8 protein-coding genes are annotated in these 13,913 nt (G+C 72.9%); 5 read left to right on the top strand and 3 right to left on the bottom strand.

Features of this window, described 5'->3' with window-relative positions; translation table 11 throughout:
* The first annotated feature begins 66 nt into the window (after nt 1–66).
* From ACF1A1_RS14350 to moeZ, 3 genes are all read left to right on the top strand, one after another.
* On the top strand, nt 67–1,029 hold the full coding sequence (locus ACF1A1_RS14350; protein WP_391999834.1) for an NAD-dependent epimerase/dehydratase family protein: 963 nt from the start codon (nt 67–69) through the stop codon (nt 1,027–1,029).
* Nucleotides 1,017–1,775 carry a spherulation-specific family 4 protein gene (locus tag ACF1A1_RS14345; RefSeq protein ID WP_391999833.1) on the top strand — a complete coding sequence of 253 codons (759 nt, stop codon included), beginning with the start codon at nt 1,017–1,019 and terminating at the stop codon, nt 1,773–1,775. The genes ACF1A1_RS14350 and ACF1A1_RS14345 overlap by 13 nt, the downstream gene beginning before the upstream one ends.
* Before the next feature lie 63 nt (nt 1,776–1,838).
* On the top strand, nt 1,839–3,017 hold the full coding sequence (gene moeZ / locus ACF1A1_RS14340; protein WP_391999832.1) for an adenylyltransferase/sulfurtransferase MoeZ: 1,179 nt from the start codon (nt 1,839–1,841) through the stop codon (nt 3,015–3,017).
* A 65-nt stretch (nt 3,018–3,082) separates the two neighbouring features.
* Here the strand turns inward: moeZ and ACF1A1_RS14335 are convergent, their stop codons facing one another.
* The 3 genes from ACF1A1_RS14335 to ACF1A1_RS14325 all read right to left on the bottom strand — a co-directional run bounded on the left by ACF1A1_RS14335 (nt 3,083) and on the right by ACF1A1_RS14325 (nt 9,340).
* On the bottom strand, nt 3,083–4,648 hold the full coding sequence (locus ACF1A1_RS14335; RefSeq protein ID WP_391999831.1) for an alpha/beta hydrolase: 1,566 nt from the start codon (nt 4,646–4,648) through the stop codon (nt 3,083–3,085).
* Nucleotides 4,649–4,811: 163 nt separating this feature from the next.
* Entirely contained in the window at nt 4,812–6,356 is a 1,545-nt protein-coding gene (locus ACF1A1_RS14330) for an alpha/beta hydrolase (RefSeq protein WP_391999830.1), read from the bottom strand.
* A gap of 278 nt (nt 6,357–6,634) precedes the next feature.
* Nucleotides 6,635–9,340, bottom strand: coding sequence for a YbhN family protein (locus ACF1A1_RS14325; RefSeq protein WP_391999829.1), 2,706 nt, complete (start codon nt 9,338–9,340; stop codon nt 6,635–6,637).
* Nucleotides 9,341–9,525: 185 nt separating this feature from the next.
* Here ACF1A1_RS14325 and ACF1A1_RS14320 point away from each other — a divergent pair, with 185 nt between their 5' ends.
* A complete protein-coding gene (locus ACF1A1_RS14320) occupies nt 9,526–9,912 on the top strand; it encodes an MGMT family protein (RefSeq protein ID WP_391999827.1) in 387 nt (128 codons plus the stop codon).
* 266 nt (nt 9,913–10,178) lie between these two features.
* Nucleotides 10,179–13,859, top strand: a complete 3,681-nt coding sequence (locus ACF1A1_RS14315) for a UvrD-helicase domain-containing protein (RefSeq protein ID WP_391999825.1) — start codon at nt 10,179–10,181, stop codon at nt 13,857–13,859.
* Nucleotides 13,860–13,913 lie beyond the last annotated feature (54 nt).

The following is a 13,913-nucleotide window of genomic DNA, read 5'->3' as shown; positions in this document are numbered from 1 at the left end:
CGCAGGAGCCGTCGCGGTCGCAGGAGCAGTCGGAGCAGTCGGAGCGCACACCCCGGGAGCCGCACGATGAGGGTCCTGCTGATCGGAGCCAACGGCTACATCGGCCGCTTCGTCGCCGACCGTCTGCTCGCCGACCCGGCCGTCCAGCTCACCGCGCTCGGCCGCGGCGACGACGCCGACGTCCGGTTCGACCTCGCGACCGGCAGCCCCGGCGCGCTGACCCGCTTCCTCGACGCGGTCCATCCCCAGGTCGTCGTCAACTGCGCGGGCGCCACCCGCGGCGGCGCCCGCGAACTGACCCGGCACAACACCGTCGCCGTCGCCACCGTCTGCGAGGCCCTGCGCCGCAGCGGCTGCGGCGCCCGTCTCGTACAGATCGGCTGCGGCGCCGAGTACGGCCCGAGCCAGCCCGGTTCCTCCACGGCCGAGGACGCCGTCCCGCGTCCCGGCGGCCCGTACGGCGTCAGCAAGCTCGCCGCGACGGAACTGGTCCTCGGCTCCGGCCTGGACGCCGTCGTGCTCCGGGTCTTCTCCCCGGCCGGCCCGGGCACCCCGGCCGGCTCCCCGCTCGGGCGGCTCGCCGAGGCCATGCGCCGCGCCATGCAGTCCGGTGACGGCGAGCTGAAGCTCGGCGGCCTGGGCGCCCAGCGCGACTTCGTCGACGTCCGCGACGTCGCCCGCGCCGTGCACGCCGCCTCGCTCTCCGCCGCACAGGGTGTCATCAACATCGGCTCCGGCCGCGCCGTCCGTCTGCGCGACGCCGCCGCGATCCTCGCGCGCGTTGCCGGATACGGCGGCGCCCTCCACGAACTCGACGGCCCGCCCGGCGCCCACCTCCGGCCGCCCATCGGCCATCCCCGCGTCGACTCCGACCACGCGGCCCCGGTCGCGTACCCGTACCCGGACGGGTGCGGCAGCTGGCAGCAGGCCGACGTGCGCACGGCACGGGACCGGCTCGGCTGGCGGCCGCGGATCAACCTGGAGGAGTCCCTCGCCGACATCTGGATGGAGGCGGCGTGTCGTATCTGACGGGCACCCCGGCGGGTACCGCGAGCGCCGGGACCACCGACGTCCGCACCGGTTTCGGCGTCCCCGGCTTCGCGCACCCCCTCGTCGCGCCGTCCGAATGGGGCGAGCTCACCCGCCCCGGCCGGCCCCTGCACTGGGTCGTCCTCGATGTCGCCGACGGGCCCGGGGCCCGCCCCGACCCCCACTGCCTGGAGGCCGTCGGCCGGCTCCGCAACGCGGGTGTCCGCGTCCTCGGCCATCTCGACCTCACCTACGGTGCCCGCGCCTTCGCCGAGGTGATCTCCGACGCGCAGCGGTTTCTCGACTGGTACCGGGTCGACGGCTTCCTGCTGGACCGCTGCCCGGCGGAGCGCACGGCCCTCCCCGAGATCCGCCGCGCCGCCGGCACGTTGCGGACGCTGCACAGCGCGCCCCACATCGTCCTCGGGCACGGCACCCACCCGTACCCCGGCTACGCCGAGAACGCCGACCAGCTCGTCACCTTCTCCGGGCCCTGGAGCGACTACCGCTGGTCGCAGGCGGCCGAGTGGACCGCCTCCTACCCGCCCGAGCGCTTCTGCCACCTGGTGCACGGGGTGCCCCGCGGTCACTTGGACGAGGCGCTGCGCATCGCCCGCTGGCAGGGGGCGGCGACGATCTGGTTCACCGACCGCACCGACCGCGGCGGTCTGCTCGACCCCTGGGAGACCCTGCCCGGCTACTGGGACGACATCGTCTCGCGGATCGGAACGGGTGTCTCGGAATGAAGATGGCCATGGCAGTGTTACTGGGAGAACAACTGTAGTGATTGACCGACCAACGGAGTCCCCGTGTCGTTGCCACCCCTGGTCGAGCCCGCCTCCGAGCTCACCGTAGACGAGGTCCGCAGGTACTCCCGCCACCTGATCATCCCCGACGTCGGGATGGACGGGCAGAAGCGGCTGAAGAACGCCAAGGTGCTGTGTGTCGGCGCCGGCGGCCTGGGCTCGCCGGCGCTGATGTACCTGGCCGCGGCGGGCGTGGGCACGCTCGGCATCGTGGAGTTCGACGAGGTCGACGAGTCGAACCTGCAGCGCCAGATCATCCACAGCCAGGCCGACATCGGCCGCTCCAAGGCCGAGTCCGCGCGTGACAGCGTCAAGGGCATCAACCCGTACGTGAACGTGATCCTTCACGAGGAGCGGCTCGAGGCCGACAACGTGATGGACATCTTCAGCCAGTACGACCTGATCGTGGACGGCACGGACAACTTCGCGACCCGCTACCTGGTCAACGACGCGTGCGTGCTGCTGAACAAGCCGTACGTGTGGGGTTCGATCTACCGCTTCGACGGCCAGGCCTCCGTCTTCTGGTCGGAGCACGGTCCCTGCTACCGCTGCCTCTACCCGGAGCCCCCGCCCCCCGGCATGGTGCCCTCCTGCGCCGAGGGCGGCGTCCTGGGCGTGCTGTGCGCGTCCATCGGCTCCATCCAGGTCACCGAGGCGATCAAGGTCCTCACCGGCACCGGCGAGCCGCTGGTCGGCCGGCTGATGATCTACGACGCCCTGGAGATGCAGTACCGCCAGGTGAAGGTCCGCAAGGACCCGAACTGCGCGGTCTGCGGCGAGAACCCGACCGTCACCGAGCTCATCGACTACGAGGCCTTCTGCGGCGTCGTTTCCGAGGAGGCGCAGGAGGCGGCCGCCGGCGCGACGATCACTCCCAAGCAGCTCAAGGAGTGGATCGACGACGGCGAGAACATCGAGATCATCGACGTCCGCGAGCCGAACGAGTACGAGATCGTCTCCATCCCGGGCGCCAGGCTGATCCCGAAGAACGAGTTCCTCCTCGGCACCGCTCTCGAGGGACTGCCCCAGGACAAGAAGATCGTCTTGCACTGCAAGACGGGTGTCCGCAGTGCGGAAGTCCTCGCGGTCCTGAAGTCCGCGGGCTTCGCGGACGCCGTCCACGTCGGCGGCGGTGTGATCGGCTGGGTCAACCAGATCGAGCCGAGCAAGCCGGTCTACTGAGCCGACCTGCCTGACCGGACGGCGGGGGTCTCGCGCACCACGGGTGCCCGAGGCCCCCGCCGTCGTCATGAGCAGACCGTGCCGTCCTTCGGCACCGTGCCGTTCAGCAGGTAGCCGTCCACCGCCGAGTCGACGCAGTCGCTCCCGCTGCCGTAGGCACCGTGCCCCTCGCCCTTCCAGGTGACCAGCACACCGACGCCCTTCCCCAGCTCGTCGGCCATCTTCCGCGCCCCCTCGTACGGCGTGGCCGGGTCCCCGGTGTTGCCGACCAGCAGGATCGGCGCCGCGCCCGCCGCGCTCACCTCCGGGGTGTCGAACTGCCCGGCCACCGGCCAGTCGTGGCACCAGCCGGCCGTGTCCCAGCCCAGGAAGGTGCCGAACACGGGCGAGATCTCCTCGAACTCCGGCAGCAGTTTCTTCGTCTGGTCCAGCGTCGGCCGCTGCTTCTCGTCCAAGCAGGATATGACCCGCTGTGAATGGGTCGTCGTGCCGTAGTTCCCCGAGGGGTCCCGCTCGTTGTAGGCGTCGGCGAGCGTCAGCAACTCGGAGCCGTCCCCCTGCTCGGCCGACTCCAGGGCGCTGGTCAGGGTGGGCCAGCTCTCCTGGCTGTACAGCGGCAGGACGATGCCGGTGACCGCCAGGGTCTGCGTCAGCTCGCGCCCGGACGACGTCGGCAGGGGCTTGCTGTCGATCCGCTTCAGCAGGTCCGCGATCTTCGCGCTGCCCTGCTCGGGGTCCTGGCCGGTCGACTTCAGGTAGTTGTCGAGAGCCAGCTGGAAGCCCCGCGCCTGGTTCTTCGCGTGGCCCACCGAGTCGGCGCTCGGGTCGACCACCGCGTCCAGGATCAGCCGCCCCACGTTCTTCGGGAACAGGTGGGCGTACACGCCGCCCAGTTCGGTGCCGTACGAGATGCCGAAGTAGTGCAATTTCGTGTCGCCGAGGACCTGGCGCATCAGGTCCATGTCGCGGGCGGTGTCGGTGGTCGAGACGTGGGCCAGCAGCGAGCCGGCGGCCTTCTCGCAGCCCTTGCCGAAGTCGGCGGCGTCGGCGAGGTAGGCCCGCTCCTCGGCCGCGGTGTCCGGCGTGGAGTCGACCGACTCGGCGGCCTGGATCCTCTTGTCGCTGCGGCACCGGATGCCCTCGCTGGCGCCCACCCCGCGCGGGTCCCAGCTGACCAGGTCGTAGCGCTCGCGCAGCGAGGAGACCGTGGAGCCGTAGGCCGGCAGGGTCGACACGCCCGAGCCACCCGGGCCGCCGAAGTTGAACAGCAGGGAGCCGATCCGCTTGCTCCCGGAGCCACTGGCCTTGGCGCGGACCAGTGCGAGGTCGATCGTGTCGCCGTCCGGCTTCGACCAGTCCAGCGGCGCCTTCACCGTCGCGCACTGCCACTCGCTGCTCGGCGCGGGGGCGTCCGAGCTGCCCCCGCAACGCCCCCAGTCGGGCTTCTGTCCGGCCAGTGAGGCGGGCAGGGCCGCCGTCGCGCCCGTCGTCCCGGACGAGCCGGCCGACGGCCGCGCGTCCTTCGTACTCCCCTTGCCGTCACCGCCCCCGTCCGACGTGCCGCTGCTGCAGCCCGCCACCAGCAGCGCGGCAGCGGCGCTCAGCGCCGTCCACCGTACGAATCGCGCCATGGGTACTCCCCCCTTGCGGGACCGTCCGCACCGGGCGGCGGACGGCTGTCAGGCCATAGTAGGCCGATCACCCCGCAGCCGTCGGAGCCTGTGGATAACCCTCTGACCTGGAAGTTTGCCCGTGGGCTGGGATGAGGCCGGAGGCAGGTGCCATCTCTGCGCCTCAGGGACAGACCGTCCCGGTGGTGGGCACCTTCCCGTCCAGCAGGTAGCCGTTCACCGCCGCCCGGACGCATGTGTTCTTGCTGTGGTACGCGCCATGCCCCTGCCCCCGGTACGTCAACTCGATCCCGACGCCCTTGCCCAGCGCGGCCGCCATCCTGCGCGCCCCCTCGTACGGGGTGGCCGGGTCCCCGGTGTTGCCGACCACGAGGATCGGCGCCGCACCCGGTGCCGACACGTCCGGATGATCGGCGGCGCCCGGCACCGGCCAGTCGGTGCAGCCGAGCATGCCCCAGGCCAGGAAGTCCCCGAACAGGCGGGAGGCGGCCCGGAACGCGGGCAGCCTCCTCTCGACGTGGTCGACGGAGTAACGCGCCTTGTCGTCCGCGCAGTTGATGGAGATGTTGGCCGCCGTGATGTTGCTGTACTCGCCGTTCTCCCGGCGGCCGTTCATCGAGTCGGACAGCAGCATCAGGATCCTGCCGTCGCCGGCGTAGGCCTGCTCCAGACCCTCGGTGAGGTACTCCCAGAAGTCCTCCGAGTACAGCGCCTGGGCGATGCCGTTGGTCGCGGCGCTCTGCGTCAGCTCGCGGGGGAAGATGCCCGGGATCGGCTTGCGGTCGAGGTCCTCGAGCAGCCGGGCGATCCGGTCCGTCACGTCCTGGGCGGTGTCCCCGACGGGGCAGTCCTCGGTCTTCGACGTGCAGTCCTCGGCGAAGTTCTCGAGCGCGAGCTGGAAGCCCCTGGCCTGCCCGAGCGAGCCCTGCTCCGGCGTCTGTGTGGGGTCGACGACCGCGTCGAAGACGGCACGCCCGACGTTCTCGGGGAACAGGTGGGCGTAGACGCCGCCCAGTTCGGTGCCGTACGAGATGCCGAAGTAGTGCAGCTTCCGGTCGCCGAGGACCTGGCGCATCAGATCCATGTCGCGGGCCGCGTCGGTGGTGCGCACGTGCGGCAGGATCTTCTCGGAGTTCTCCTCGCAGGCCTCGTTGAACTCCTTGGTGTTCTCCAGGAGCGTCGTGCGCTCGACCGTGTCGTCGGGCGTCATGTCCTGCTGGAAGTAGGCGTCGAGCTGCTGGTCGTTCCGGCAGCGGACGGGGGCACTGCGGCCGACCCCGCGCGGGTCGAAGCTCACCAGGTCGTAGCGGGTGCGCAGGGCCGCGTACTCCTCGCCGAAGGCGGGCAGCGTGGTGACGCCGGAGCCGCCCGGGCCGCCGAAGTTGAACAGCAGCGAGCCGATCCGTCTGCTCTCGTCGCCGCTCGCCTCCGCCCGGATCAGGGCGATGCCGATCGTGTCGCCCCGGGGATCGTCCCAGTCCAGGGGCGCCTTCATGGTGGCGCACTGCCACTCGTCGCCGTTCGCCAAGGGGGACGGCGCGCTGCCGCCACCCTCCGCCTGGGACGGGGTGGGGCAGTCCTTCCACTCCAGCTCCTGTGCCGTCAGATCCTCGTCCGTGGAGTCGTCGCCGCAGCCGGCGACCAGGCAGGACAGCAGGACGGCGGTGCCGGCCAGGGCGGCCGCGCGCAGGCGGGAGGGGTTCGGCATGGTCCCATCGTGGGGTCGTGCCGCGCCCCGCGCGCGGGGCGCGCTCCGTACGAGGTACGGCCGCTCTCGGTGACTCCGGCTCGTGGCTCCCCAGCGGGAGGAGGTACGGCCGCTCTCGTGCCTCTCGTGCCTCTGGTGCCTGCTGTCGTGGCGACGGGCGACGGGCGACGGGCGACGGGCGATGAGGCATGGCCGCCTCGGCGCCTCCGGTCGGTGACTCCACAGGGCGACTCCAGCGCGCGAGGGTGTGTCGCCGCCGTGGTGCCGCTGTCGTGGCTCTAGAGGGCGCCCTTGCGCGTCAGGTGGTTGAAGGCCAGCCAGCCCGGCAGCACCGGCAGCCACAGCGTCAGCAACCGGTACAGCAGCACCGCGGGAGCGGCGACCTCCTTGGGGAGGCCGACGGCGATCAGGCCGACCGTCAGGGTCGCCTCGACCGCGCCGACGCCGCCCGGCGTGGGAGCGGCGGAGCCGAGCGCGTTGCCGGCGAGGAAGACGACGGCGACGCTGGCGATGCTGATCGACGTCGTCTCGTCGCCGAACGCGCGGATCGACGCGTCCAGGCACATCACGAAGCAGGCGGTCAGCAGCAGCATGCCGCCGATGCCGGTGACCAGCTTCTGCGGCCGCTGGAGCACGTCCAGCATGCGCGGCACGACACCCGCGAAGAGCGACCTCACGCGCGTGACGACGAATTTCCGCAGGAACGGCACCGAGGTCACGACGAGCACGAGCACGGCCACCGTCAGCAGACCCGCGATGACCGTGCGGGACGGCGACAGCGACGGCGTCTTCTCGATGCCGGTCAGATAACCGAAGGACAGCAGCATCAGGATGTGGCAGCCGAGCCCGAACAGCTGCGAGGCGCCGACGCTCGCCACCGCGAGACCCGGCCGCACCCCGGCGCGCTGCAGGAAACGGGTGTTGAGGGCGACGCCGCCGACCGCGGCCGGGGCCACGATCTTCACGAACGACCCGGCGACCTGCGCCGCCACGGTCCGCAGGAAGGGCACGCGTTCCGGCACGAACCCGAGCAGGCTCATCGCCGCGGCGACGTAGCTCAGCGCGGAGAACAGCACGGCCGCGGCGACCCAGCCCCACTCGGCGTTGGCGATGAGCGGGCCGAACTCGATGTGGGTGAGCTGCGTCAGCAGGAAGTACGCGCCGATGGCGCCGGCGATGAAGCTGATCAGGGTGCGCGGCCGCACCCGTTCCAGCCGGGCCGGCTCGACCGGCGCCTGGGGCCGGATCCGCAGCACCTCGTGCCGGATCTGCGTCAGCAGATCCTCCTCGCGGGCTTCCTCCAGCGCCTCGTCGATGGCGCGCTTCTCGGCCCGCGCCTCCGCGCGTTCGGCCTTCTTGCCTGGCTTGTCGAGGGCCGGCTCCGTGTCGGGTCCGGCTGCCTCGTGGCGAACCTGTTTGGCCTGCCGGGACGCCTCCAGCACCGCCTCGCGCTCGCGTTCGGCCCGCTCCCGGGCCAGTTTGCGCAGCGTCGCGCGCGTGGAGCGACTGAGCGCGATGGGCTGGAGCATCGGCAGACAGTCCGCCACGGCGTCGGGGCCGAGCACGCTCACCGCCGAGGCGACCGCGCGCTCGGCACCCACCCGCAGGCCGAGCGTCACGAGCAGCTGGGAGGTGTCCATGCGCAGCAACAGGTCACCGGCCGCGATCTCGCCGACGCGTAGGTCGGTGAGGATCACCATGCCGGAACGATCCACCAGAATCGCGTCACCCACCAGCCTGCGGTGCGCGATGCGCCGTGACTGCAGGGCGCGCACCTGGTGCCAGGTGTCCCGCAGCAGCTCGTCGGTGATCTCCTCGTCCGCAAGCGAGTCCAGGGTGCGGCCGCCGGTGTGCTCGTAGACAAGCATCACGGCGTCGGGGCCGAGCTCGGAGGTCGCGATCAGCTTGGGCGCGTTGGCGCCGGCCGCGATGGCCGCGTAGGCCAGCAGCGCCTCCTGCTCCAGCGCCTGGCGCAGCGACTGCAGGCTGCTGCGGGTGGCGAAGCCGCGCAGGGTGAGGTTGCGCCACGCGCGGTAGAAGAAGCCCTGGGCCTGCTGTTCACGGTCGACCACCGTGACGTCCAGCGGTGGACCGTCCTCCAGGGTGACGAAGTAGCGCCGGCCCCGGTCACCGGTCTCCGCCGTGTCCGGGACCTCCTCGCGCGCGGCGCTCACCGGCCGGAAGCCGACGTGCCGCAGGCCGGCCATGAGCGTCCGCCCGGTGGGACGGACGTTGGGCGAGCCGACGGCGTACAGCGTCCCGTAGGCCACCATCCAGCCCATCAGGACCGTCAGGATGATCGAGAAGGGTGTCGTGTAGCCGGTGACGAGCATCGAGAACGCGTCGAGGAGCAGCACGATCCACAGCACCGCGCGCCAGCGCGGCCGGCGCGACATGCCCACGGCGGTCATGTACGCGATGACCGGCGCGAGGTAGCCGTGCACGGGGTCGGTGAGGGCGTGCACGTCGCCGGGGGAGGGCTGGGTGAGCGCCTCCTGGATCGAGTCCGGGGCGGCCTTGGCCACCCACAGGTCGGTGGCGAGGGTCACGCCGTGTGCGAGGACCGCCGCGAGGACGCCGTCGGCGATGCGCAGCCCGTCCCGCTTGATCAGCCGCTCGATGGCGAAAGCCACCGGCACCAGCAGGATCGCGATGCTGGACGCCAGTCCCGCGATCTTGATGAGAAGGTCGGGCGCCTGTCCGGTGCCCTTGTTGATGTCCTGTTCCAGGCCCGAGGTCGTTCCGTGCGCAAACGCGGCGATGCCGAGCAGGACGACGACGCCGAGCACGCCCACCAGCAGCCGCATCAGGTCGGACGGGCGGTGCACGCGCGCGGGGAGGAGCGGTTCGTCGCCCTCGACCTCGTCGATGTGCGTCACCTCGACGAGCTCCGACTCCTGTTCCGCCGCGTCGGCGGTGTCCGGGCGCGACGCAGCGTCAGAGGTGCCCTCCGCGTCCTCAGGATGCACACCCTGCTGCTTCATCGTCTCTTCTTGATCTCGTATCACCGGTCACCGCCCGCACGATGGTGGCATGCCCCACCGACACACGGGGGCATCAGGGTGCAAACGCGGGGCGCACAGTCTGCCCGATGCGTCGTCGGGGGGCGAGGCTCACGCACGGTCCCGGGCCCGTCGCATTGTCGGTGGGGTGGGGCAGGATGGGGCGGATGAGCGAGCAGAGCCTTCCGGACGACGCCCGCCCGGAGTACCCCGGCGCGCTGCCGGAGTACGCCGAGCGGGTCCTCGACGTCGCCGAGCTGATCCCGTCCGGGCGGGTCATGACGTACGGGGACGTCGCCGAATGGCTCGGGGAGGGAGGCCCCCGGCAGGTCGGCCGGGTGATGGCCCTCTACGGGGGAGCCGTCCCCTGGTGGCGCGTGGTGCGCGCCGACGGGGTGCTGCTGCCGGGCCACGAGCTGCGGGCCCTCGACCACTACCGCGCCGAGGGCACGCCCCTGAAGGAGGCGAGCAGGGCCGCCGAGGGCCATCTGCCGCGCCTGGACATCAGACGCGCGCGATGGGACGGCGGCGGACGCGCGGAGGGTCACACCTGACAGCTTCCGCCATCGGACCCGCCCAGCGGGAACCTGTGGCCCGTACGGGGGAAAAGGGGCACGTTCGTGACATGGCGTACGTTCGAGGGGCGAGGGGCATGCGTGGCCGGCGGGTCGCAGGGGACCTGAGGGAAGAATCGGAAGCCGTCCTTCCGGACTTCCCGTCGGCGTAGCGTCGCCGTCACGCGTCTCCCTCATCCCCCGACCACCGCCCGCCATGAGCGGCCGTCCGCCAACCAGCACACCCACCAGGACCGGCGAACCACGTGAGCTCCTCTTCCTCCACCAGGCGCCTGCCGCCCCCGCAGGGACGGCAGGGGAGCCGTGGCGCTTACCGGCTGGTACGTACCCCGCCGCAGCGGGTGGATCCCCCTCGTCTGGACGCCGCGCAGCGCTCCGTGGTTGACCACGCCACCGGCCCGCTGCTCGTCCTCGCAGGTCCGGGCACCGGAAAGACCACCACGCTCGTCGAGTCCGTGGCCGCCCGGATCGCCCGCGGCGCCGACCCCGCGCGCATCCTGGTGCTGACGTTCAGCCGCAAGGCCGCCGTCGAGCTGCGCGACCGGATGGCGCTGCGCATGGGCGCCGCCCGCGCGCCCCAGGCGACCACCTTCCACTCGTACTGCTACGCCCTGGTCCGCGCCCACCAGGACAGCGACCTCTTCGTCGAACCACTGCGACTGCTGTCCGGACCCGAACAGGACGTGACCGTCCGCGACCTGCTCGCCGGTCAGCTCGACCTGCAACGGCTCGGCCTCGCGCACGTCCGCTGGCCGGACGACCTGCGCGCCTGCCTCACCACGCGCGGCTTCGCCGACGAGGTCCGCGCGGTGCTCGCCCGCAGCCGCGAACTGGGCCTGGACCCGCAAGCCCTGGACGCCTTCGCCCGCCGCATCGGCCGGCCCGACTGGCGCGCCGCGGCCTCCTTCCTCGCCGAGTACCTCGACGTCCTCGACCTGCACGGCGTGATCGACTACGCGGAACTCGTCCATCGCGCGGTCCTCCTCGCGCGCCGCCCCGAGGCCGCCGAGCGGCTCGCGGCGCAGTACGACGCCGTGTACGTCGACGAGTACCAGGACACCGACCCGGCCCAGGTACGGCTGCTGCACGCCCTGGCCGGCGGCGGCCGCACCCTGGTCGCCCTCGGCGACCCCGACCAGTCGATCTACGCCTTCCGGGGCGCCGACGTGAACGGCATCCTGGAGTTCCCGCGCGCCTTCCCGCGCCCCGACGGCCGCCCGGCCCCCGTCGAGGTCCTGCGGACCTCCCGCCGCTCCCGTGCCGCCCTGCTGGCCGCCACGCGGCTGCTCACCCAGCGCATGCCGCTGACCCGCCTGCCGGCCGAGAAGGTCCGCGCCCACCGCGACCTCGCCCCGGTGCGCGACGGCGGGCGCGTCGAGGCCTACACGTACCCGACGCCCGGCACCGAGCTGGACAACATCGCCGACATCCTCCGCCGGGCGCACCTGGAGGACGGCGTTCCCTGGCGTGAGATGGCCGTCCTGGTGCGCGCCGGCTCCCGCACCATCCCGACGGTCCGCCGCGCCCTCACCGCCGCCGGCGTCCCCCTCGACATCGACGGCGACGACCTCCCCCTGCGCCACGAACCGGCGGTGGCACCCCTGCTGACGGCCCTCCGGGCGGTGGCCACGGCGGAGGCGGCGGTGCGGCCGGAGGAAGCGGCGGTGCGGCCGCCGGAAGCGGCGTTGCGGCCGGAGGCCGACGGCGAGGCGGCTGACGCCCCTGCGGAGGAGCACGCCGGTGCCGCTGCCGACGCAGACGGCGGTGTCCTTGCTGACGCAGACGCCGGATCCGCTGTTGCCGTGGGGGACGAGGGGCCCGGCCCCGTTGGCGCGGAGGACGAGGAGCCCGGTCCCGTTGACGTGGGGGATGCGGCCTCCGCTCCCGCCGTCGCGGGAGACGACGAGCCCGGTCCCGCCGTCGCGGGCGGCCAGGACTCCGCCCCCGTCGTCGCGGAGGACGAAACTTCCGCTCCCGCCGTCGCGGGGGACGACGAGCCCGGTCCCGCCGTCGCGGGCGGCCAGGACTCCGCGCCCGCCGTCGCGGGCCCTTGCTGGCTGGACACGGAAACCGCTCTCACGCTCCTCGCCTCGCCCCTCGCCGGCATGGACGCCGCCGATCTGCGCCGTCTGGGACGCGCCCTGCGCGAGGAGGAGCGGGCCGCGGGCAACCCGCTCCCGCCCCCGTCCGACGAACTGCTCGCTCGGGCACTGGCCGAACCGGAACGCCTGGTCACGCACGACCCGGCGTACGCGCGCGGTGCCCAGCGTCTCGGCGCGCTGCTGCGCAAGGCCCGTGAGCGGCTCGCGGGCGGCGGTACGGCCGAGGAGGCGCTGTGGGACCTGTGGGAGGGCACGCCCTGGCCCGCGCGCCTGGAGCGGGCCGCCCGGCGCGGCGGCGCGGCCGGCCGCAACGCCGACCGCGACCTCGACGCCGTGTGCGCGCTGTTCGCCACCGCCGCGCGCGCGGAGGAGCGCACCGGTGGCCGGGGAGCCCTGAACTTCCTGGCCGAGATCGAGGCCGAGGACATAGCCGCCGACACCCTCACCCGGCGCGCCGTGCGCCCCGACGCCGTACGCCTGATGACCGCGCACCGCGCCAAGGGCCTGGAGTGGAGCCTCGTGGTCGTGGCCGGCGTTCAGGAAGGGCTGTGGCCGGACCTCCGCCGCCGCGGCTCCCTCCTCGAGGCCGACCGCATCGGCCGCGACGGACTCGCCGAGCCGCTCACCCCGGGCGCCCTGCTGGCCGAGGAGCGCCGCCTGTTCTACGTGGCCGCGACGCGCGCGCGCGACCGTCTCGTCGTCACGGCGGTGAAGGCGCCCGCCGACGACGGCGACCAGCCCTCCCGGTTCCTGACCGAACTCGGCGTCGAACCCAGGGACGTCACCGGCCGCCCGCGACGCCCCCTGTCGGTGGCGGCGCTCGTCGCGGAACTGCGCGCCACGACGGTCGACCCGCGCGCGTCCGCCCCGCTCCGGGAGGCCGCGGCGCGCCGCCTCGCCCGCCTCGCCGCCCTCGCCGACGAGGACGGCCGGCCGCTGGTGCCGTCGGCGCATCCGTACCGCTGGTGGGGCATGTACGAGCCGACCGAGAGCAAGGTGCCGCTGCGCGACCGCGACCAGCCCGTCGTGCTCTCCGGCAGCGCCCTGGACCAGCTCGCCAACACCTGTGCCCTGCAGTGGTTCCTGGGCCGCGAGGTGAAGGCCGACGCGCCCGCCACCGCTGCCCAGGGCTTCGGCAACGTCGTGCACGTCCTCGCCGACGAGGTCGCCTCCGGGCACACCCCCGCCGACCTCGACGTCCTCATGGAGCGCCTCGACTCCGTGTGGAACGCGCTCGCCTTCGACGCGCCCTGGAAGTCGGCGCAGGAGAAGGAGCACGCGCGCGTGGCGCTCGAACGCTTCCTGAAGTGGCACGTCATGGACCGCACCGGGCGCACCTCCGTCGCCAGCGAGCACGACTTCGACGTCACCCTCGAAGCGGGCGACTACGAGGTGCGCATCCGCGGCCAGATGGACCGCGTCGAGGCGGACGGCGACGGCCGCGCGTACGTCGTCGACTTCAAGACCGGCAAACAGGCGCCCACCGCGCGCGAGGTGGAGCGTCACCCGCAGCTCGCCGTCTACCAGCTCGCCGTCCGAGAGGGTGCCGTCGACGAGGTCTTCGACGGCGTGCGCCCCGAGCCGGGCGGCGCCGAACTCGTCCAGCTGCGGCAGGGCGCGGCAAAGCGGGACGGCGGCGAGAGCCTGCCCAAGGTGCAGGCGCAGCAGCCGCTGGAGGGGGAGTGGGTCGGCGAACTGCTCGCCACGGCGGCCGGCAAGGTCCTCGACGAGCGGTTCACGCCCACCGCCGGGCAGCACTGCACGCACTGCGCGTTCCGGGCGTCGTGCAGCGCGCGGCCGGAGGGGCGGCACGTCGTCGAGTGAGCGCCACCGTGTGTGACGGACCGCACCACACGCGCTGACCTGCGCTTCCTCCGG

Origin of the sequence: Streptomyces sp. NPDC014995 (assembly GCF_043080745.1) — a bacterium.
Lineage (GTDB): Bacteria > Actinomycetota > Actinomycetes > Streptomycetales > Streptomycetaceae > Streptomyces.
The sequence above is the reverse complement of the archived record's forward strand: the minus strand, read 5'-3'. Positions and strand labels throughout refer to the sequence as shown.